The organism is Archangium primigenium (assembly GCF_016904885.1).
Classification (GTDB): domain Bacteria; phylum Myxococcota; class Myxococcia; order Myxococcales; family Myxococcaceae; genus Cystobacter; species Cystobacter primigenius.
Genome location: NZ_JADWYI010000001.1, coordinates 997,461 through 1,017,395, shown reverse-complemented (window position 1 = coordinate 1,017,395; position 19,935 = coordinate 997,461). Strand labels below are relative to the sequence as shown.

General features: G+C 70.2%; 20 protein-coding genes. 4 read left to right on the top strand and 16 right to left on the bottom strand.

Translation table 11 applies throughout. The features are described 5' to 3' along the window. Positions 1 to 2: 2 nt before the first annotated feature. The 12 genes from I3V78_RS04410 to I3V78_RS04355 form a co-directional block, all read right to left on the bottom strand. Positions 3 to 1,301 (bottom strand): lyase, encoded by a 1,299-nt coding sequence (locus tag I3V78_RS04410; protein WP_204485064.1) that lies wholly within the window; start codon positions 1,299 to 1,301, stop codon positions 3 to 5. Between the two features lie 66 nt (positions 1,302 to 1,367). Further along, on the bottom strand, positions 1,368 to 3,659 hold the full coding sequence (locus tag I3V78_RS04405) for a xanthine dehydrogenase family protein molybdopterin-binding subunit (protein ID WP_204485063.1): 2,292 nt from the start codon (positions 3,657 to 3,659) through the stop codon (positions 1,368 to 1,370). 16 nt (positions 3,660 to 3,675) lie between these two features. After that, the gene (locus tag I3V78_RS40095) at positions 3,676 to 4,419 is read right to left on the bottom strand and encodes an Imm52 family immunity protein (protein WP_204485062.1); all 744 of its coding nucleotides are present in this window, start codon (positions 4,417 to 4,419) and stop codon (positions 3,676 to 3,678) included. Between the two features lie 9 nt (positions 4,420 to 4,428). After that, on the bottom strand, positions 4,429 to 5,838 hold the full coding sequence (locus tag I3V78_RS04395) for a Tox-REase-5 domain-containing protein (protein WP_204485061.1): 1,410 nt from the start codon (positions 5,836 to 5,838) through the stop codon (positions 4,429 to 4,431). A 35-nt stretch (positions 5,839 to 5,873) separates the two neighbouring features. Then, positions 5,874 to 6,617: an Imm52 family immunity protein gene (locus I3V78_RS04390; protein ID WP_204485060.1), complete on the bottom strand. Its 744-nt coding sequence runs from the start codon at positions 6,615 to 6,617 to the stop codon at positions 5,874 to 5,876. Positions 6,618 to 6,626: 9 nt separating this feature from the next. Next, positions 6,627 to 8,009: a Tox-REase-5 domain-containing protein gene (locus tag I3V78_RS04385; RefSeq protein ID WP_338023466.1), complete on the bottom strand. Its 1,383-nt coding sequence runs from the start codon at positions 8,007 to 8,009 to the stop codon at positions 6,627 to 6,629. 26 nt (positions 8,010 to 8,035) lie between these two features. Beyond that, on the bottom strand, positions 8,036 to 8,806 hold the full coding sequence (locus I3V78_RS04380; protein ID WP_204485059.1) for an SDR family NAD(P)-dependent oxidoreductase: 771 nt from the start codon (positions 8,804 to 8,806) through the stop codon (positions 8,036 to 8,038). A gap of 35 nt (positions 8,807 to 8,841) precedes the next feature. Next, positions 8,842 to 9,462: a peptidylprolyl isomerase gene (locus I3V78_RS04375; protein WP_204485058.1), complete on the bottom strand. Its 621-nt coding sequence runs from the start codon at positions 9,460 to 9,462 to the stop codon at positions 8,842 to 8,844. Between the two features lie 10 nt (positions 9,463 to 9,472). Then, complete coding sequence (locus I3V78_RS04370; protein WP_239576289.1) at positions 9,473 to 10,648, bottom strand: MlaD family protein; 1,176 nt, start codon at positions 10,646 to 10,648, stop codon at positions 9,473 to 9,475. Positions 10,649 to 10,686: 38 nt separating this feature from the next. Next, a complete protein-coding gene (locus tag I3V78_RS04365; protein ID WP_204485056.1) occupies positions 10,687 to 11,499 on the bottom strand; it encodes an ABC transporter ATP-binding protein in 813 nt (270 codons plus the stop codon). A gap of 2 nt (positions 11,500 to 11,501) precedes the next feature. Next, positions 11,502 to 12,320: an MlaE family ABC transporter permease gene (locus I3V78_RS04360; protein WP_204485055.1), complete on the bottom strand. Its 819-nt coding sequence runs from the start codon at positions 12,318 to 12,320 to the stop codon at positions 11,502 to 11,504. After that, positions 12,317 to 12,838 (bottom strand): hypothetical protein, encoded by a 522-nt coding sequence (locus I3V78_RS04355; protein ID WP_338023465.1) that lies wholly within the window; start codon positions 12,836 to 12,838, stop codon positions 12,317 to 12,319. Before I3V78_RS04355 ends, I3V78_RS04360 begins: the two co-directional genes overlap by 4 nt. A 199-nt stretch (positions 12,839 to 13,037) precedes the next feature. Between I3V78_RS04355 and I3V78_RS04350 the strand changes: the two genes are divergently transcribed. Next, the gene (locus I3V78_RS04350; protein ID WP_204485054.1) at positions 13,038 to 13,409 is read left to right on the top strand and encodes a hypothetical protein; all 372 of its coding nucleotides are present in this window, start codon (positions 13,038 to 13,040) and stop codon (positions 13,407 to 13,409) included. Here the strand turns inward: I3V78_RS04350 and I3V78_RS04345 are convergent, their stop codons facing one another. Together I3V78_RS04345 and I3V78_RS04340 are read right to left on the bottom strand one after the other, a co-directional pair. Next, positions 13,410 to 13,760, bottom strand: a complete 351-nt coding sequence (locus I3V78_RS04345; RefSeq protein WP_204485053.1) for a hypothetical protein — start codon at positions 13,758 to 13,760, stop codon at positions 13,410 to 13,412. Between the two features lie 141 nt (positions 13,761 to 13,901). After that, the gene (locus tag I3V78_RS04340) at positions 13,902 to 14,780 is read right to left on the bottom strand and encodes a LysR family transcriptional regulator (RefSeq protein WP_204485052.1); all 879 of its coding nucleotides are present in this window, start codon (positions 14,778 to 14,780) and stop codon (positions 13,902 to 13,904) included. A 120-nt stretch (positions 14,781 to 14,900) separates the two neighbouring features. On the opposite strand from I3V78_RS04340, the gene I3V78_RS04335 reads away from it, so the two are divergent. The 3 genes from I3V78_RS04335 to I3V78_RS04325 are packed head-to-tail and all read left to right on the top strand — an operon-like array spanning position 14,901 to position 17,441. Beyond that, complete coding sequence (locus tag I3V78_RS04335) at positions 14,901 to 15,200, top strand: YiaA/YiaB family inner membrane protein (protein ID WP_204485051.1); 300 nt, start codon at positions 14,901 to 14,903, stop codon at positions 15,198 to 15,200. 28 nt (positions 15,201 to 15,228) lie between these two features. After that, positions 15,229 to 16,788 carry an AAA family ATPase gene (locus I3V78_RS04330; RefSeq protein WP_204485050.1) on the top strand — a complete coding sequence of 520 codons (1,560 nt, stop codon included), beginning with the start codon at positions 15,229 to 15,231 and terminating at the stop codon, positions 16,786 to 16,788. Further along, a complete protein-coding gene (locus tag I3V78_RS04325) occupies positions 16,785 to 17,441 on the top strand; it encodes a hypothetical protein (RefSeq protein WP_204485049.1) in 657 nt (218 codons plus the stop codon). Before I3V78_RS04330 ends, I3V78_RS04325 begins: the two co-directional genes overlap by 4 nt. On the opposite strand, the gene recF is transcribed toward I3V78_RS04325, so the two are convergent. Together recF and I3V78_RS04315 are read right to left on the bottom strand one after the other, a co-directional pair. Then, entirely contained in the window at positions 17,438 to 18,580 is a 1,143-nt protein-coding gene (gene recF, locus I3V78_RS04320) for a DNA replication/repair protein RecF (protein WP_204485048.1), read from the bottom strand. The two genes, I3V78_RS04325 and recF, sit on opposite strands and share 4 nt — an antisense overlap. 47 nt (positions 18,581 to 18,627) lie before the next feature. Next, the gene (locus I3V78_RS04315; RefSeq protein ID WP_338023464.1) at positions 18,628 to 19,905 is read right to left on the bottom strand and encodes a hypothetical protein; all 1,278 of its coding nucleotides are present in this window, start codon (positions 19,903 to 19,905) and stop codon (positions 18,628 to 18,630) included. Between the last annotated feature and the right edge of the window lie 30 nt (positions 19,906 to 19,935).

Here is a 19,935-nt window from a genome sequence, read left to right as displayed (position 1 = left end):
CGTCACAGGCCGTGCGCGGGGGCGATGACCTTCTCCCACAGCGGCCGGTTGTACTGGTAGCCGTCCCCGACGCCCGAGGCGGGCAGTTGGTAGACGCCGTAGTCCTTGCCCTTGGCGTAGTCGCGGTAGCCCTGGCCCACCTTGAAGAACAGGTCCTGGGCGCCCACGGCGATGCGTTGGGCGAGCGCGGTGGTGGCCGTGCCCGCGGGCATGGCGCCATACGCCACCAGGACGGCGTGGTTGATGAGGTCCGGCTTGAAGCCGTCGTAGGCGTAGAAGGTGGCGCTGCGCTGCCCGGGCGCGTCGTAGGAGTTGAACTCCTTGAGCTGGCCCGTCTTGCCCTTGTTGGGCAACTGCTCGCACCCCTTCACCAGCAGGCCGGAGGGCTCCCCCGTGCTCAGCGCCACGCCCTTGCCGCCGTTCAGGCCGCAGCTCACCGCGCCGCTGAACGTGTCCTCGGCCACCCGCAGGTAGATGTCGAACAGCTGGTCGAGCGCCAGGCCCTTGTAGCGGTAGTTCTGGAGGGCGGCCTGGACCTTCGTGGCGCTCGGGGCGCCCGCGCCGGGCGAGGCGACCGCCGTGTTGAAGACCTTGTGGAGCGTGGTGAGGCCCGCGGCCTGCAACTGCGTCACGAACGCGGCGTGCTGGTAGCCATTGAGGAAGGTGTCCGTGGGCGCGCGCCCGCCCAGGTAGAGCGTGGACACGAGCATCGCGCCCACCATGCCCTCGCGGTAGTTGGGGTTCCAGTCGCGGTGCAGGTTGGTGTCGCCGTCGATGCCCGTGGGCACCGCGCCCCCGAGGTAGCTCGTGTCGGACGTCGTGTACGCCGAGCCCACCAGCGTGGCCTTCATGATGAGGTCGATCTTCTTCACCTCGTCCGCGGTGAGCTGGCTCCACACGCGCGGGGTGAGCTTCGCCAGCGCGAACATGCCCGTCATCATCCGCTCGTGCTGGGCCATGTAGCCGCCGTTGGCGAACGGGTCCCTCCCGCCTCCGAGGACGTGGCGCATCTGCGCCAGCAGCCGCGCATCCGCGCTCGGGTTGCCCTTGAAGGCCGCCACGGCGAGCAGGAAGGACTGGCCCTGGCAGTCCGTGCAGTAGCGCCCGCCGGAGGAATTGGTGCCGAAGCGGCCCAGGGGCGCGGCGAGCGCCAGGTCCACCACCGCCTGGGGCGGGCTCGCGAGCACCGGGGCCGCGAGCGCCTCGGCGCGCGGGCCGGACAGGGGCGGCGCCTCCGCGGCCGACTCGGGGCCACAACCGAGGACGGGAAGCAGGGCGAGCACGGGAAGGACACGGCGCATGGGGCGGCTCCGGGCAAGAGGACCGGGGCGGCATTGAACCATGGAATTCCCGCTCAAATCTCCAGCTCAGGAATTCCGGAGGTCGATGGGCAGGGCGCGGGCCCGGTGGCCGATGGCGTTGTAGACGGCGTTGGCGATGGCGGCGGCCACGCCGGTGATTCCAATCTCCCCTACGGCCTTGGACCCGAGCGGGCCCGCGGCGGGGTCCGGCTCGCCCACGAAGAAGACGTCGATGGGGGGCACGTCCGCCTGCACGGGCACGAGGTACTCGCCCAGGTCCCCGTTGACGAGCTTCGCGGTGCGCGGGTCGACGTGCCCGCCCTCCATCAGGGCCATGCCGAGCCCCATCGTCATGCCGCCGATCATCTGACTGCGCGCCGCCGTCGGGTTGAGGATGCGCCCACAGTCGAACACGCCCACCAGGCGGCGCACGCGGATGCGCCCCAGCTCCTCGTCCACGGCGACCTCGGCGAACTGCGCGCCCCAACTGTGGATGGAGGCGTCCCCCGCGGACTCCGTGCGGATGCCCGCGGGCGAGGTGAAGGCCAGGGCGCCCGTGACGCGGCTGAGGACGGTGGGATGGGTGCGGTGGAAGGCCTCGAGCGGCGTGTCTCCCCGGGCGGCGGCGAGCGCGGCGAAGTCGAGCCCCTCCGAGGGCGCATCCAGGGCCACCACGCGGCCGTCGCGCACCCCGAGCGCCTCGCGCTTGCGGCCGTGCAGGGGCGAGCCCTTGGTGCGGCGGGCGAGGTCCAGCAGCGTGTCACGCAGGGTGGTGGCGGCGCCATGCACGGCGGTGCCCAGCGAGCGCGTGAGCATGGAGCCCCCGGCCATGGCCGAGCGGGGCAGGCGCGTGTCGCCCAGGCGGACGTCGACCTGGGCGGGCGGCACGCCGAGCACCTCGGCGGCGACGATGGCCAGGGCGGTGTAGGTGCCCTGCCCGATGTCCACGCCCCGGCTCTCGACGAAGACGCGGCCCTCCCGGGACACGCCCACCCGGGCCTCGGCGGGCAGCTGACGCGAGGGATACGAGGCCGTCGCCATGCCCAGGCCCACCCATTCGTGCCCCTCGCGCCGGCTCCGGGGCGCGGCGGCGCGCGAGGACCAGCCCATCACCTCGGCGCCCAGGGCGTAGGCCTCGCGCAACTTGCGGCTCGACCAGGGCTTGCCGCTGTGGGGGTCCGTGTCCGCGTGGTTGAGCACGCGCAGCGCGAGCGGATCCACCCCCGCCTTCTCCGCGAGCTCGTCCAGGGCGGACTCGACGGCGAAGCTGCCCGGGGCCTCGCCCGGGGCGCGCATCCACCCGGGCGGGGGGATGTCGAGCGAGGCGACCGAGTTCTCCGCGCGGTAGTTCGGCACGGCATAGGTGGAGAGGGAGGCGCGGGCGCCGGGCTCGCTGTAGATGGAGTCGCGGCTCGTCTCGTTGGCGGACTCATGGACGAGCGCCGTGAGCTTGCCGCTCGGGTCGGCCCCGAGCCGCACCCGCTGGCGAATGGCGGGCCGGTTGCCCACGGCGAGGAAGACCTGGGCGCGCTCGAGGACGAGCTTCACCGGACGGCCCACCTCGCGCGCGGCGAGGGCCGCGAGGGCGGCATGGGGGTACACGGCGATGCGGCTGCCGAAGCCTCCGCCCACGAAGGCCGAGAGCAGCCGGACATGGTCGCGCTTGAGGCCGAACCAGGCCGCCAGCGTGTCCTGGGCCCCGTCCACCCACTGCGAGCCCTCGCGCACGACGAGCCGGTCCTTGCCCTCCCACCAGGCGAGCGTGGCGTGGGGCTCCATGGCGGCGTGGTAGGTGCGCGCGGTGGTGTAGACGGCATCGACGACGAGCGGCGCGGCGGCGAGCGCGGCCTCGGGGTCCCCCCGGTTCGAGTCCCCGCTCATGGCCCGGGACAGGAAGTCCAGGTCGGCCATGCGCTTCGTCTCCCCGGTGGCCAGGGTCCCCTCGGGAGGTGCCTCGTCCTGGTAGGTGACGCGCACGAGCGAGGCCGCGTGACGGGCCGCCTCGCGGGTGGTGGCGACGACGACGGCGATGTGCTGTCCCCGGTAGAGGATGCGGGCGTCCTGCAGGGGCCGACGGCGATGGCCCGCGGCGCCCATCGGGAAGGCCGAGGCCTTCTTGAGCGCGGGGGCGTTCTCGTGGGTCAGCACGGCGAGGACGCCCGGCGCCTTCAGGGCCTCGGTGGCGTCGAGCCGGGAGATCTTCCCCCGGGCGATGGTGGAATCCACGAGGACGGCGTGGGCGAGGCCCTCGGGCACGGCATCGGCGGAGTAGTCGGCGCGGCCCGTCACCTTGGCGATGCCATCGATGCGAGTGGTCGCGGGCCCATCGGTCGGTTGCGCCACGGGAGGGGTCTTCATGAGACCGCGAAAGGTATCACTCGACCTGGGCGCCGGGAGTGGGCCGCTCGATGAGGCCGGAGCGGTCCAACAGTTCGCGCACACGCGCCGTGAAGGCCACGTGCTCGGGGTCCATGGCCGTCATCGCCTCCTCGGAGAGCACGAGCAACCAGCCGAGTTCCCCCACGGGCTCGATGCGCACGGGCGCGGGCAAGGGCGGCAGCCGTCCCTGGCGGCGGGACAGATAGGTCAACCAGCCCACGCGCACCTCGCGTGGACGCTTCTGGATGCGTTCGAGCATCTCATGGGAACCGACCATGGCGAAGTCCGGGTCCCACGCCAGGGCCACGCTCTTGAGCACCTCGACCATCAGCGGAGCGCGCAGCATCCGTTCGCGTTCAGGGCCCTCCTCGGGCGGGTAGATCAAGCACGTGTTTCCTGGTGCATAGGGAGAATACTCACCGCAGTGCAACTCGACACGTGTGCGGAGTTTCTTCGCGTTCCAGACGTTCGCGGAAAAGCCGAGGTCTTCGATGATCCGCTTGGTCGCATCCGTGCGGTTCACCCCGCGAAGGAACATTTTTTCCCAATCCTCGATGCCAGCGGAGACGAGAAAGCCGGGCATCTCTCGCGGGAAGCCCCGTCCCCCGCGATACCATTGAACGAAGGTCGGGTCGCACTCGGCGAGCAGGCGGAAGAAGAACTCCGCGCGCCGGGCACACTCCAGAGCGGTCTCCTTTCGAGGACCCCAGTAGGCCCCCAGGTAATGCCACTCCAACATTCATGCTCCTCACCGCGCAGGCGGCGTATGGCGGATGACGATGTTGTCCCATCCGTTACTCTTGAAGAGTTTGCGAAGAAAATGAACGAACTCTGTTTCAGCCACATGCCAGACCACCGGCACATTCAGCGTCCGAGCGATACCGGATTGGCGTCTGCTCTGCTTGAGTAGATCCTGGAATCCAGAACTCGCCTCGAACCAAGGCTGAATGCTACCGCCCTTCGTGAGGAAGTTCTTGTAGCTGGCGCCCTTGGCCTCGAGCAGTTCTCGGCCGTTGAAGCCATCGAACTCGACCTCCTCCACCATGTACACGTACCAGGAGGGCCTGCCCGTCACCTGCTCCTGGTACTCCCGGGCCTGGAGCGACTCCGTGGTGGGCTTCTTGTATGTCCACGTGCCCGGCCCTCGCGAGGAGGCCGGCGGAGCAGACGCCGCCTGGCCCCTGTCGCGACCCGCCATGTGGAGGACGGACAGGGCACCTGGGCCCATGAGCGCCGGCCGCACCGCCGCCCCTCGAGTCACCCCTCCCGAACTCCAGACAAGCTCACCCCGGGCCGACAGTGACAGCACCGGCGCGCCCAGTCCTCCCAGGCGGCCCACCGTGGCCTCCGCGCTGCCCAGTAGCAGGAGGACATGGGTGGACAGGCGCGCCGCCTCGCGGATCTGCTCCTCGCGAGGCAGGGCCCCATAGCGCGCGAAGTACTCGGGCGAGGAGGCGATGAGGAGCGCCACCGTCTCGGGCAGTTGCGCGAGCCCCTCCACGGTGCGGATGGGATGGAGCATCGTTCGCGCCAGCCCCACCGCCAGCTCGCCCACGGCGTCCTGGGCACCCTCCAGCGCGGCGTTGAGGGGGTCTCGGCCCAGGCCCAACTCCGCCACGGGAGGCCCCTCGGCGCGCCGCAGGGCCCCGGTGACAGGAAAGAAGACGCCCCCGCGTGAGAAGTAGAAGTCCCCCACGCGCAGGGGGCCCACCCGCCATTCGCCCTCGACGAGCGCCACCGGGCCCGCCCGCCCCAGGGATGTGCCGGAGAGCGCATCGGCCCAGTAGCCATCCGGGCGCAGCACCACGAGGAAGTCGAAGCGCTCGGCCCGCCAGCACAGCTCGGCGGCGTCGACCCGCTCACCGCCCTCCAAGCTCTCTCGCAGCAACCACGCGAACACCCGACGCGGTGCGAAGCGCCTCGTGGTGACGGGCGCCTTCGCCAGATGAGACAGGAGCTGGCGCGCCCGCTCCGGCTCGAGCACCCCGCCCACCGGCAGCCGCGCGGAAGCCACCAGTCCACTGGCCTCCTGGACCTCCTGGAAGGCGTCCCGGGTGCGCGAGGGAAAGCCCCCCGCGCCGCCCTCCCCTCGCCCATCCACGCGCACCGGCGCCGTAACGCAGCCCCCGAGCAGCGCGAGCACAAGGAGTAACCCCATTCGGGCCCTCCGGCCCCTTACGGAGGAGCAAGGCATCACTCGACCGGAGCACTGGGCGGAGGCCGCTCGATGAGGCCGGCGCGGTCCAACAGTTCACGCACACGCGCCGTGAAGGCCACGTGCTCGGGGTCCGTGGCCGTCATCGCCTCCTCGGAGAGCACGAGCAACCAGCCGAGTTCCCCCACGGGCTCGATGCGCACGGGCGCGGGCAAGGGCGGCAGCCGTCCCTGGCGGCGGGACAAATAGGTCAACCAGCCCACGCGCACCTCGCGCGGACGCTTCTGGATGAGGTCCACCATCGGGGTCGAGCTGACCATGGCGAAGTCCGGGTCCCACGCCAGGGCCACGCTCTTGAGCACCTCGGACATCAGCGGAGCGCACAGCATCCGCTCGCGCTCAGGGCCCTCCTCGGGCGGGTAGATCAGGCACGTGTTCCCGTTCCCGAAGATCGAATACTCGCCGCAGTGCAGCTCGACACGCGTGCGGAGCTTCTTCGCGTTCCAGACGTTCTCGCGAAAGCCAAGGTCCTCGATGACTCGCTTGGTGGCGTCCGTGCGATTGACGCCACGAAGGAACAACTTCTCCCACTCTTCTGAAGTGGAGGTGACTGGAAAGCCTGGCAGTTCACGAGGAAATCCACGCCCTCCGCGATACCATTGAACGAGGGTCGGGTCACACTCAGCGAGCAGGTGGAAGAAGAACTCCGCGCGCCGGGCGCACTCCAGCGCAGTCTCTTTCCGAGGGCCCCAGTACGCCCCCAGGTAATGCCTCTCGAACATCCATGCTCCTCACCGCGTTGGCGGCGTATGGCGGACGATGATATTGCCCCAACCGTTTTCCTTGAACAGCGTTCGAAGGAAAGCCGCGAACTCCACCTCGGCCACATGCCAAACGACCGGCACATTCAACCTCTTGGCGACTCGTGACTGATTGCCGGCTTGTTCAACCAGCCCATTGAAACCCTTTCCCGCCTCGAACCATGACTGCACCTCGCCATTCTTCGTGAGAAAGTTTTTGTAACTGGCGCCCTTGGCCTCGAGCAGTTCACGGCCGTTGAAGCCATCGAACTCGACCTCCTCCACCATGTACACGTACCAGGAGGGCCTGCCCGTCACCTGCTCCTGATACTCCCGGGCCTGGACCGACTCCGTGGTGGGCTTCTTGTAGGTCCACTTGCCCGGTCCTGGTGAGGAAGCCGGCGGAGCAGACACCGCCTGTCCCTTGTCGCGACTCGCCATGTGGAGGACGGACAGGGCACCTGGGCCCATGAGCGCCGACCGCACCGCCGCCCCTTGCGCCACCCCTCCCGAACTCCAGACGAGTTCGCCCCGGGCCGACAGCGACAGCACCGGCGCACCCAGTCCTCCCAGGCGACCCACCGTGGCCTCCGCGCTCCCCAGCAACAGGAGGACATGCGTGGACAGGCGCGCCGCCTCGCGAACCTGCTCCTCGTGAGGCAGAGCGCCATAGCGCGCGAAGTACTCGGGCGAGGAGGCGATGAGGAGCGCCACCGTCTCGGGCAGTTGCGCGAGCCCCTCCACGGTGCGGATGGGATGGAGAATCGTTTGCGCCAGCCCTACCGCCAGCTCGCTCACGGCGTCCTGGGCACCCTCCAGCGCGGCGTTGAGGGGGTCCCGGCCCAGGCCCAACTCCGCCACCGGAGGTCCCTCGGCGCGCCGCAGGGCCCCGGTGACAGGAAAGAAGACGCCCCCGCGTGAGACGTAGAAATCCCCCACGCGCAGGGGGCCCACCCGCCATTCGCCCTCGACGAGCGCCACCGGGCCCGCGCGGCCCAGGGGTGTGCCGGAGAGTGCATCGGCCCAGTAGCCATCCGGGCGCAACACCACGAGGAAGTCGAAGCGCTCGGCCCGCCAGCACAGCTCGGCGGCGTCGACCCGCTCACCGCCCTCCAAGCTCTCTCGCAGCAACCACGCGAACACCCGACGCGGTGCGAAGCGCCTCGTGGTGACGGGCGCCTTCGCCAAATGAGACAGGAGCTGGCGCGCCCGCTCCGGCTCGAGCACCCCGCCCACCGGCAGCCGCGCGGAAGCCACCAGTCCACTGGCCTCCTGGACCTCCTGGAAGGCGTCCCGGGTGCGCGAGGGAAAGCCCCCCGCGCCGCCCTCCCCTCGCACCGGCACCGTGGCGCAGCCCCCGAGCAGCGCGAGCACGACGAGCCACCCCAGCCGGGCGCGGCTCAGAACGCGCGGCCCTGGGCCCCGTCCACGGGCACGGTGGCGCCCGTTACCCAGCGCGCCCGCTCGGAGCAGAGGAAGACGACCACCTCGGCCACCTCCTCGGGCGTGCCGAAGCGGCCCCAGGGGAACTCCTCGCGCACCATCTTCTCCACCTTCTCCGGGTCCTTCTGCCGCCGCTTGTCCCAGCTCCCACCCGGAAACAGGATGGCGCCCGGGGCCACGCCGTTGACGCGGATGCGGTGGCGCGCCAGGTCCACGGCCATCTCCTTGGTGAGCGCCGTCACCGCCGCCTTGGCCGCCGTGTAGGGCGCGCTCGTGGCGTATTCCCGGCCGAAGATGGAGTTGATGTGCACGATGCAGCCGCCGCCCCGGGCCTTCATGTGCTCCACCGCGTGCTGGCTGCACCACACGGTGGACAGGAGGTTGCGGTCCACCACGTCCTTCCACTGCGCGGCCGTGGCGGCGTCGAAGGCGCCCGCGCCCCCGCTGCCCCCCACGTTGTTCACGAGGATGTCGAGCCCGCCGAAGGCCCGCACCGCCGTCTCCACCGCCGCCTGGGCGCCCTCGGGCGTGGCCACGTCGCCAGCCACCTGGGCCACCTCGGCGCCCGCCGCGCGCAGCTCGGCGGCCACCGCGTCGAGCCCCTCCGCCCCGCGCGCGCTCAGGCACACCTTCACGCCCTCGCGCGCGAGGCCCAGGGCGATCGCCCGTCCGATGCCCCGGCTGCTGCCCGTCACCAGGGCCGTCCTGCCTTTGAGTTCCAGGTCCATGCGGCCGGTTGTACCTCACGGCCCCGGGGCGGGCGTCAGTCCTTGCGCGTGGCGCGGAGAATCTGGATGGGCGGGGTGAGCCGCTGGCCCTCGGCGGGCGCCTTCTGGATGGCGCGCACCACGTCCATGCCGCGCACCACTCGACCGAAGGCGGCGAAGCCCTGGCCATCCGGGTTGCGCTGGCCGCCGAAGTCCAGGGCGGGCTGGTCTCCCACGCAGATGAAGAAGTCGGACTGCGCGGAGTCGGGCGCATCCCGCGCCATGGACACCGTGCCGTCCTGGTGCGTGAGCCCGGTGTCCTTCGTGCGCTCCAGGGCGATGGGCGCGCGTTGCGCGGACGCCTTCCCGGGCGCGATGCCGCCCTGGATGACCTCGATCTTCACCGCCTTGTCCGGCTGGTTGCCGGGCGTCACGGTGCGGTGGAACACGCCGCCCGAGAACAGGCCCGCGTCCACGTAGTGCAGGAAGTTCCTCACGGTGAGGGGCGCGCGGGCGGCGTCCAGCACGAGCTCGATCTCACCCACGTCCGTCTGGAGGATCACCGTCACGGGCCGGGCCTCCGGGGACGCTCGCGCCGGAGCCTCCTTCGGCGCGGCGAGGGAGGACGACGCGAGCAGCAACAGGACACAGCAGGCGGGGAGGAGCGGAGCGCGCATCCCCGCGAGTCTAGGGCACGGGCAGCGGCACCAGCGAGGGCTCACCAGGCGCCAGCGCCGGACCCGAGCCGCCGATGGCCTGACGGGCCGCGGCGTCCTGGGGCGTGAGCGGCCGGCCCACGTACTGGACGTTGTCGTTGTTGTCGATGGCGAAGCGCACGAGCGCGCGCATGACCTTGTTGCGCTTCACGTTGCCCACGACCTGGCGCAGGTCCTCGTAGACGGTGGGGTCCTTGAGGATGGCGCCGAGCGAGCCCTCGCCGCGCGCGACCATGCCGGTGATCTGCTTGATGTCGGCGGCGGCGCTGCCCAGGTCCGAGAGCATGCTGCCCGCGCTGCCGTAGACGAGCTGGTGCACGGCGCCATCGGGGTTCGTCTTCGCGTCGGCGAGCAGCCCGGCGAGCTGTCCGGCGGCGGAGCCCAGCTCCTTGAGGGCGTTGGCGCCGTCCTGGCCGTAGATGAGGGCATGGGCGGTGCCCTGGCCGTGCTCGACCTCGGCGAGCAGGGCGTCCACGTGGGCGATGGCGCGGTCCATGCGGGCGGCGGTGCGCGAGGCGTTGGCCATGAGGGAGCGCACCTCGCGGCCCGTCTCCTTGTCATAGATGAGGGCGTGGAGGACGCCGTCGCCCTTCTCCACCTCCTCGAGCAGCTTGCGCAGGCTGCGCACGCCGGCGGCCACGTCCTCGGCCATGGCGGGGTTGGCGTAGGCCTCGGCGGCCTTGCGCAGGGTGGCGCTCACCACCACCGCGTCCTCGAGCACCTTGGAGGCGCCCTTCATCATCGCGGCCACGTCGCCGCCCGTGGTGCTGGGGATGATGCCGCCCGCGGCCACCACGGGCTGGTCCAGCGAGCCCAGGGTGAGGTTCACCGCCTTGTCCCCGAGCACGCCCAGGCTGGAGAGCTCCGCCACGGTGTCGCCGCGGATGCGCTCCGCGTAGGCGGCGCTCAGCTTGAGCCGCACCTCCATGCGCTTCTCGCCGGGCGTGGTGGGAAAGCCCACCCCGTCCACCCGGCCGATCTCCAGGCCGTTGAGCCACACGGGCGAGTGCTCGGACAACCCCTCCACGCCCGTGAAATAGGTGAGGTAGACGACCTGCTTTTCGAACAGGTGCGTCTTCTTGCCAATGAGCATGACGACGAGCCCCGCCATCACCAGGGCCATCACCACGAAGGCGCCGACCCGCAACGCCAGCCGCCTGTCTCTTGAAGTATGGGTGAACACACTCACGACGCCGCCTCCCGCTCCAATTCCTGTCCACGCGCGTCCAGGAAGGCGCGCACCTCGGGCACCGTGGAGCGCTTCATCTCCTCGGGCGTGCCCACCTGGACGATTCTTCGATTGGCCAACATGGCGATACGATCCGAGACCGTGAAGGCGCTCATCATGTCGTGGGTGACCACGATGGACGTGCAGCCGAGCTCCCGCTGCATCGTGAGGATGAGCTGGTTGATGGTCTCGGTGGTGACGGGATCCAGGCCCGTCGTGGGCTCGTCCCAGAGGATGACCTCGGGGTTGGTGGCGATGGCGCGCGCCAGCCCCACGCGCTTGCGCATGCCGCCGGACAGGTCCGAGGGCCTGAGGTGCTCGGTGTCGCGCAGGCCCACCAGGGCGAGCTTCTCCGCCACGCGCGCGCGCACCTGCTCGGCCTTCATCTCCGGGAAGTGCTCGTGCAGCGGGTAGGAGATGTTCTCCCCCACCGAGAGTGAGTCGAACAGCGCCGCGCCCTGGAATACCATGGCCACGTGCCGGCGCAGCGCGATGAAATCCTCCTCGCGAAAGCCCGTGAGGTCCTGCCCCTGGAAGAGGATGCGCCCCTCGTCCTGACGGAGCAGCCCGATGAGGCACTTGAGCAGCACGCTCTTGCCCGTGCCCGAGCCGCCAATCACCGTGAGCGTCTCGCCCGCGTTCACCGACAGGAGGACGTCGTCGTAGATGCGCTTGGGACCGAATGACTTCTGGAGGTGCTCGAAGCGGATGAGCTCCTCCCCGGCTTGGGGCGGACGGAACTGCAGACGCGGCGAAGGGCGCGAGAACATGGTCAGAGCGAGAGGGTGAGCTTGGTGATGAAGAAGTCGGCCAGGCACACCGTCACCGAGGTGATGGCCACGGTCTCGGTGGTGGCGCGGCCCACGCCCTCGGTGCCGTTCTGCACGGTGAGGCCCTTGAAGCAGCCCACGATGCCGATGATGCCGCCGAAGACGAAGCCCTTGAACACGCCCGAGAGGAAGTCGGACATCAGGATGACGTCGAGCGCGCCCTTGAAGAACAGGTTGAACCCGATGCCGTACTGCACGTTGACCACCAGGGCGCCGGCCCCCATGCCGATGACGTCCGCGAGCACGGTGAGCGCCGGGGTGAGCACCAGACAGGCGAGCACGCGCGGCACCACGAGCTTGCGCAGGGGGTCGGCCCCGAGCGCCCGGATGGCATCCACCTGCTCGGTGACGGTCATGCTGCCCAGCTCCGCGGCGATGCCCGAGCCCACGCGCGCGCCCACGGTGAGGGCGATGAGCACGGGGGACAGCTCGCGAAACAGGGTGAGCACCACGACGCGGCCCACGGTGTACTGCACGCCGAAGCGCGCCAGGAAGAAGCCGAACTGCAGGGAGATGACGAGCCCGGCGAAGGTGGCGGTGAGCAGGGCGATGGGCAGCGAGCGCACGCCCAGGGCCTCGAGTTGGTAGATGAACGCGGAGGGCGAGTATGGCGGGCTCACCGCGCGGGTGACCACCTGCCACGTCATGAGCGCGAGCGAGCCGAGCCGCTCCATGCGCTCCTTCATGCGCGCGCGGAACGAGTCCTCGTCGACGGCGGGCGCCGCGACCGGAGCGGGTCCGACCTGGGCCTCGGGGGTCATGAGGAGGTCTCCTCGGCGTGGAAGCCCAGCACCAGGGCGTCCAGGGCCTCGCGGTGGCTGTCCAGCCGGTCCAGGGGCGCCACGTAGGTGAAGTCGAACAGGCAGCGGTCCTTCTTGAGCACCACCAGCATCAGTTCCACGGGCACGCCGTCCAGCTTGGCCAGGTAGTGCGAGCGCAAGGCCTCGCGCTCGTCGACGACCTCCAGGTGGCGCGTCACCTCCTGGCGCTCGGTGAAGCCCTCGAGCAGGTGGTGGGTGAGCACGTCCAGGGGCGCGTCCGTCTTCTCGCGGCAGGTGGCGTTCACGGACAGGGCATGGCCGGTGTCCTGGAGGAACCAGGCCAGGTCATTCTCGGGGAGCTTCACGCGCGCCCACCCCGGGGGCACCTCGCCCACCCGGTAGCGCACGCCCTCCTTGGACACGACCTGGTTCTCGAAGCGCACGCCGCGGTGACAGCCAGCGAGCGCGGCGAGCCCCAACCCCAATACCCCGATGTAGCGGATCACGCCCGTCCTCACGCCCGACCTCATGGCGCGACGGTAGGCACCCGTCCGCGAGAGGGTGAGTTCCCCGCGGGATGGAAGCGTTCATTCCTGGAAACGAACGAGGGGGAGGCAGGCGGAGCGGGCGCCTCGCTCCCTGGGTGTTCCTCCGGGGGTGGAGATGCGGATGTTGAGACGTGAACCCCTCGACCCCTGACTCAGGAGGAGGCGCCCCATGGATGGCGGCTTGGGCCTGTTTGGATTGGGATTGTTCCTGTTGTCGATCGCCCTGCTCTATGCCCGGGAGGCGCTCGGCCTGGCGGGAGTGCTCCTCGTGCTGTCGGTCGTCTCCATGGGCTTCGCCATGTCGGAGAGCAGCCGACGCCGGGACCTGGCATTGGGCGTCGGGGTCACGTGCCTCGTGTCCTCCCTGGTGAGCGTGGCGTTCGCCGTGTCGTGGTGGTGGGTGCTGGCCACGGCCCTCTTCGGCGTGGCGTACCTGGTGCTGTGGGCGGAGTTCCGCTTCGCCTTCTTCCAGCACATGCCCCAGGAGGCGGGACCCGGCGCGACGCCGCCCTCGCGGCACATCGGCGCGCGCCGGCGCTAGTCACCGGCCCAGCCGCTCGAGCACCCAGAGCGTGGCGGCGATGGGATCCGGGCAGTCATAGACGCGCTGCGCCTCGTTGAGCGAGGCCCAGCGCGCCCCGGCCCGATAGATGTGCCCGTCCTGAATCGTGGCGACGGTGTCCCCATCCACCTCGATGCTGTGGCCGCTCGCCTGCTGGATGACCCGACCCCGGGTGTTGCCCAACCGCTCGATGGAGATCGCCTCGCCCGCGCGGCGCACCGTGTACTCGGTGCTGCCCTTGCGCTCGACGCGGTTGCCCGCGCACTTGGACTCCGCCCCCAGCGCGCTCCCCGCGAGCAGCATCCCCACCACCGCGACTTCCCCCCACATCCCCCTCATCACGCCCACCCCCGGCCCGCCAGTGTCGGAAGGACCAGTTGCACGGTTCGGGCCAGACAGAGCGCCCTCGGAAGGCCGGCCCCGAGAGGAAGAAGTTTTCCCACCTCGGGCAGCGCGGGCCCGTGCGCGGGCTCACGGCTTGGGGGCGAGGGCGAGCAAGGCGTCGACGAGGGGGTTGCGCTGGGGGGAGCGGCGCCAGGCGACGTAGAGGGGGAACTCGCGGGCGGGCTCGGTGAGGGGCAGGGAGGTGACGCCCTCGACCTTGGGCCCCTGGGGCTCCAGGGAGGCCAGGAGCGAGTAGCCGAGCCCCGCGGCCACGAAGCCGAGGATGGTCTCCGAGGAATCGGCGGCGTACATGCGGCGGGGCACGACGCCGAAGTGGGCGAGCGCGGCGAGCTGCAGCTCCCGCAGGTGGGGGTCGGAGCTGTAGGTGATGAAGAGCTCGTCGCGGAAGGGCACGGGGGTGACCAGGCCCCGGGCCGCGCCGCGTGAGCCCGAGGGGAAGACGAGGAAGACGCGCGTCTTGCCCACCTGGCGGGTCTCCAGGTCCGGCGGCACCTCGGGCAGGTGATCCACGAGCAGGTCCGTCTCGCCCGAGCGCACGAGGGGCACGGCGGGCACCTTGGCCTCGAAGAGGGCCACCTCGATGTCGGGCCGTTGGGCGCGCAGGCCGCGCAGCCACGGGGGCAGGAGGTGGCGCAGGACGTGGCCGGAGGCGTGGATGCGCAAGCGGCCGCCCACGTCGCCCGTCTTCAGGACCCGCTCGAGCGCGGGCAGACCCTCGTAGAAAGGCGCCACGGCGTCGTAGAGCACGCGGCCCTGGGGGGTGAGCACGACGCGGTCCTTGCCCACGCGCTCGAAGAGGCGGACCCCCAGCTCGGCCTCCAGACGTTTGATCTGCTGGTGCACGCCGGGCTGGGTGATGGGGTACGGGAAGGCGCGGGCGGCGCGGGCGTAGCCCTCGCAGCGGGCGACCCAGTAGAAGCCCTCGAGGCGCTGGAGCTGAATCATACACTCCAGCTTATCGAAGCCCGACCCCTTCGTTCCAAGCGGTTTACGATGGGCTGGGATATGTTGTGTCTTGTTCAGGCGGCCCCATGCAGGGCGCCGCGCATCCGATCGAGGTTCATCATGTCCCGCCCCACCCACCACAACGCGATCAAGCAGGGCCACAGCGGCGCCTGGATCATTCAGACTTGGCTGTCGTTCGTGCTGGCCATTGGCGTGACGTCGGTGGGGATCTGGAACCTGCCGGTGGACGGCTGGCAGAAGGCTTTCCTGGCCATGGGCATGGTGTTCAGCGTGGGCTCCACGTTCACCCTGTCCAAGACGGTGCGCGACCAGCACGAGCAGGAGAGCATCACGGCGCGCATCGACGAGGCGCGGGTGACCAAGCTGCTGGCCGAGGTGGACCCGGTGTCCCTGAAGTAGTCGCCGCGGGTCGGGGTATGATCGAGGGATGACGTCGGCTCCCTCGCGGTCCACCCCTGCCTCCAGCGCGACGTGGCTGGAGGATCTCGATCTGCTCATCCGCGCCCGCTATCCGCTGCTCTACCTGGTGTCGTGGGAGGAGCACCGGGTGGAGGCGCTCTTGCGCGAGCGGGCGCGGGCGCACGGCAAGGCGCTGGTGAGCTGGTCGGTGCGCAAGGGGTTGAAGCTGGTGGGGACGGGGCGGGGGCCGAACCTGCCCGAGGACACGCGCAACCCGCTGGACGCCCTGACCGCCATCGAGGCGCTCAGCGAGCCGTCGCTGGTGGTGCTCAAGGACTTCCCGCCGTTCCTGGAGGACAAGGTGGTGGTGCGGGCGTTGCGGGAGCTGGCGCATGCGCTCAAGAGCACGTTCACCACGGTCATCCTGCTGTCGCCGACGCTGCAGTTGCCCGCGGAGCTGGAGAAGGAGGTGTCGGTGGTGGACGTGCCGCTGCCGGGCTTCCAGGAACTGCTCAACCTGCTCAAGGAGATCGTGGCGGTGGTGCGCCGGGGCAACAAGGCGAGCGTCGAGCTGTCGCGGGAAGAGGCCGAGCAGCTCATCAAGGCGGCGCAGGGGCTGACGCTGTCGGAGGCGGAGAACGCCTTCGCCAAGGCGATCGCCCACGATGGGCGCTTGAGCGCGGAGGACATCCGGCGGGTGCAGGACGAGAAGCGCCAGGTCATCCGCAAGAGTGGTCTGCTCGAGTACTACCCGCCGGCGGAGAACCTGGGGAGCGTGGGGGGGCTGGGCCATCTCAAGCAGTGGCTGGACCGGCGCACGGCGGCGTTCGGGGAGCGGGCGCGCCAGTTTGGGCTGCCCGAGCCCAGGGGCCTGTTGATGTTGGGGGTGCAGGGGTGCGGCAAGAGCCTGACGGCCAAGGCGATTGCGGCGCACTGGAACCTGCCGCTGCTGCGGCTGGACATGGGGCGCATCTTCAGCGGGCTCGTGGGCTCGTCGGAGGAGAACCTGCGCAAGGCCATCCACGTGGCGGAGAGCATCGCGCCGGTGGTGCTGTGGGTGGACGAGTTGGAGAAGGGGCTGTCGGGAGTGGCGTCCTCGGGGACGACGGATGGAGGCGTCACGGCGCGGGTGTTCGGGGCGCTGCTCACGTGGCTGCAGGAGAAGACGGCGCCGGTGTTCGTGGTGGCCACGGCCAACCGCATCGAGGGCCTGCCGCCGGAGTTGTTGCGCAAGGGCCGCTTCGACGAGATCTTCTTCATCGACCTGCCGGAGGAGGCCGAGCGTCGGGACATCTTCGGCATCCACCTGAAGAAGCGCGGGTGGGAGCCCTCGACGTATGATCTCCCGGCGCTGGCGCGGCTGGCGGCGAACTTCAGTGGCGCGGAGGTGGAGCAGGTGGTGGTGGCCGCGCTCTACGAGGCGTTTGGAGAGAACGCGCAATTGGAGCAGCGGCACCTGACGCGGGCCATCCAGGAGACGTTTCCCCTGGCGGTGACGCTGAAGGACGAAGTGTCGAGGTTGCGCACCTGGGCGAGGGGACGGACCCGGCCAGCCTCCGCGACGAGCGCGAGCAAGGAGTCGCCATGACGAACCGGTTCTCCCGCTTCCAGAACATCGAGCGCACCCGCGAGGACAAGGCGGGGGACGAGGGACGGGTGGCGTTGCACGATGGCCGCCGGTTCGAGTCGGTGGAGGGGCCGCGCCAGGCGGTGCCCGAGGCGCAGGTGCCCGAGGCCCACCTGGAGCGCTTCCGCCTGCACGGACAGACGCCGGTGGTGCTGGACACGGTGCCCGAGGCCCAGCGGTTTCCGCGCTGCATCCGCTGTCAGACGAGCAATGGCCGTTTCAACCAGACCACCTGTGGAGCGGATCTCCAGTCGCCCGAGCAGCGCGCGGACGACGAGGCGCGCTGGCTCGCGGAAGCGGAGGGAGCGGCGCGGATGAAGACGGCCATGGTGGTGCCGCCGGTGGTGGAGCTCGAGCGGGTGGCCGAGGCCGACGCGGCGGGCGAGGAAGGCGTCGACCTGCGCGTGTTCGAGCCGTCCCTGGGACAGGGGCTGTTGCGGAAGATCGCGCAGCCGATGGCGCGCTGGGCGGTGCTGGCGGGAGCGCTGGGCGTGCCGTGGCTGCTCACCCGGGCCCCGGCCGAGCCGGTGCGGGTCTTCGGGGTGATGGTGGGGGTGATGGTGTGCACGAGCTTCGTGCCCAGTTCGTTCTGGACGGGGGCACGCCGACGCTAGGCGCCGTCGCTTCCGGCGGTCGGAGGAGCGACGGAGACCTCACCCGCGTGGACATGCAACCACAGGGTGTCCAGGGCGGCGGCATGGCGCACGAGGCCCGCGTCGGTGGTGGAGAGGAAGACCTGGGCGCCGCTGGCGGACAGGTAGTTCATCAGATAGGCATTGCGCTCGGGGTCGAGCTCACTGGACACGTCATCCAGGAGCAACAGGGGCAGAAAGCCCATGGCGGCCTCGAGGTTCTCGATCTCGGCGATCTTCCAGCCGAGCACGAGGGCGCGCTGCTGCCCCTGGCTCGCATAGGCCCGAGCGCTGCGGCCGCCCAGGGTGACGGAGACATCGTCCACGTGGGGGCCCACCGAGGTGAAACCCCGCTCGATGTCCCGGCGGGAGCGGGTGGCGAGGGCTTCTCTCAGCGCGGTGGCGAGCGCGGCCTCGTCGCCCCCGTCGACATCGACATCGCCGAGGTGGGCGGGATGATAGCCATACACGGCGGGCTCGGGCGTGCGGCCGATGGAGGCGAAGGTGGACTGGGCCCGGGGTGCCAGTTCGGCCATCAGGGCACGGCGGCGGGCATAGACGCGAGCCCCCGCGCGGGCCAGGGTCTCGTCATAGGCATCCAGGTAGGCGGGTTCGACGGGGCCGGCGCGCAGCAAGCGGTTGCGATTCTTCAGGGCCCGTCCGTACTCACGACTCTCGCGCAGGAAGGCGGGGAAACGATTGAAGACGGCGCGGTCCAGGAAGCCGCGGCGGGCATCGGGCCCGCCCTTGATGACCTCCAGATCATCCGGGGTGAAGGCCACCACGGAGACGCCACCAAAGTAGTCCTCGAGGCTGGAGGCCTTCTTGCCGTCCACGAACGCCTGGCGGACCCCTCCGGAGACCTCGACGGAGATCTCCCGCTCGGCCCCCTTGAGCAGGAAGCGACCGGAGACCCGCGCCGTGGAGGTCCCCCACCGGACGAGTTCCGACAGACGCCCCGCCCGCAGGGGCTTGAGCGTGGCGAGGAAGTAGAGGGCCTCGAGCAGGTTCGTCTTGCCCTGGCCGTTCTGACCCACGGCGATGGTCGCGTGAGGACTTGGCGGCAGGGTGACCTGGCGAAGGTTTCGGAAGTCCTGGACGTGGAGTGCCAACAGGCGCACGGGAGACCTTTCTCCCATCCGTTCACGAGAGCGTCCAGGTTAAAGCCCTACCCGGACCCCCTCGACCCGGAGGATTGTCCGGCCACCTGGCGGGCTTGCCGCACGAGGCCTTGAAGGTCATCCGTCGCGGACGTGGACAAGGGCTCGAGCCGAGGACGCAAGGGTTCCGCGCCGCGGGAAAAGAGCCGGGCGGGAGTCTCCGCCTGACCGCGCAGGCGGATGAAGAGTCGGAGGGCGTCCTGGAGCCGGTCCATGTCCGGCCCGGTCTCCGCTCGCGCGCGTTGAGCCGCGGCCCAGAGGCGACCCCACGACAACTCGGCGGACCACGCGCTGTCGGGACGGGCGTGGGAGAGAGACGTCAGCTCCGCGGCAACCTCGAACAGGCCTGCGCGCCCCTCGCTCAGGACAGGTGATTCCGCCAGCCGCGCCTCGACCGAGTGCTCGCGCTCCACCAACCACACCAGGAGCTCGGGCCCCTCTTCCTCGGAAGGAATCACGGGGGAGATCCGACTTTCCAACAAGTCGTGCAGCCGCGAGCAGGCCAGATCCGTCCAGAATACCGCGTGAAGGAAGAGCTCGGGCCCACTCCGAGGAAGACGAAGGGGCGCGCGCCGGGCTCGCTTTTCGAGGAAGGCACGCAGCCTGCCCGTCGCGTCGAAGCGATCCACACGCTCCCACAAGGACTCCATGGCCTTGTCGGACAACAACAGGGCACGACGGACTTCCTCGGCTTCCGAGAGATTGAACGGCAAGGCGCCGCCCGGAACAGGGCAGGCGAACACCCGCTCGAAGATCTCCGCGGACACGCACGCGGCCCGCAGGTCGGGGAGGTTGCGGGGGAGGATATCCACGGCTTGAGCCCACAGATGGCGGCCCAGGAAAGGCCCCGCACGCAAGGCCTCGTCCTCGAGCAACAACAGGGCCTCCTCGAGGGACCTGGGCTTTGTCTTCGAGTGGATCCGTTTGTTGACGCGCCCGGTCAGCGCGGCGCGCAGTCGCAGGGTATCCGTCAGCAACGCCATGGATTCGGAGGTGGCGGGCCAGCCTTCCGCTTCGGCGCGTCGGGAGACCGCGTCGAGCGTGGCATCGACCTGAGCCTGATCGAGCACGACCTCCCGCAGCAGCTCCAGATTGACGCGGAGCTTCTCCTGCCAGAAGAACGAGCGGAGTATGAGGTCCAGCGCCCGGTAGCGGAGGCGAGCCGCTTCCAAGACGTCCGCGCGGTCTTCGAGCCGCGCCCTCAAGCTGTCCGGTGACAGGTCCACAGGGAGAGCATAGGAAACGTCTCCCCAGGAGGCACGTCCTTCGACGCCGCGGGAGGCCACGAGTGAACGCTCCAGCCAGCTTGGCCCGCA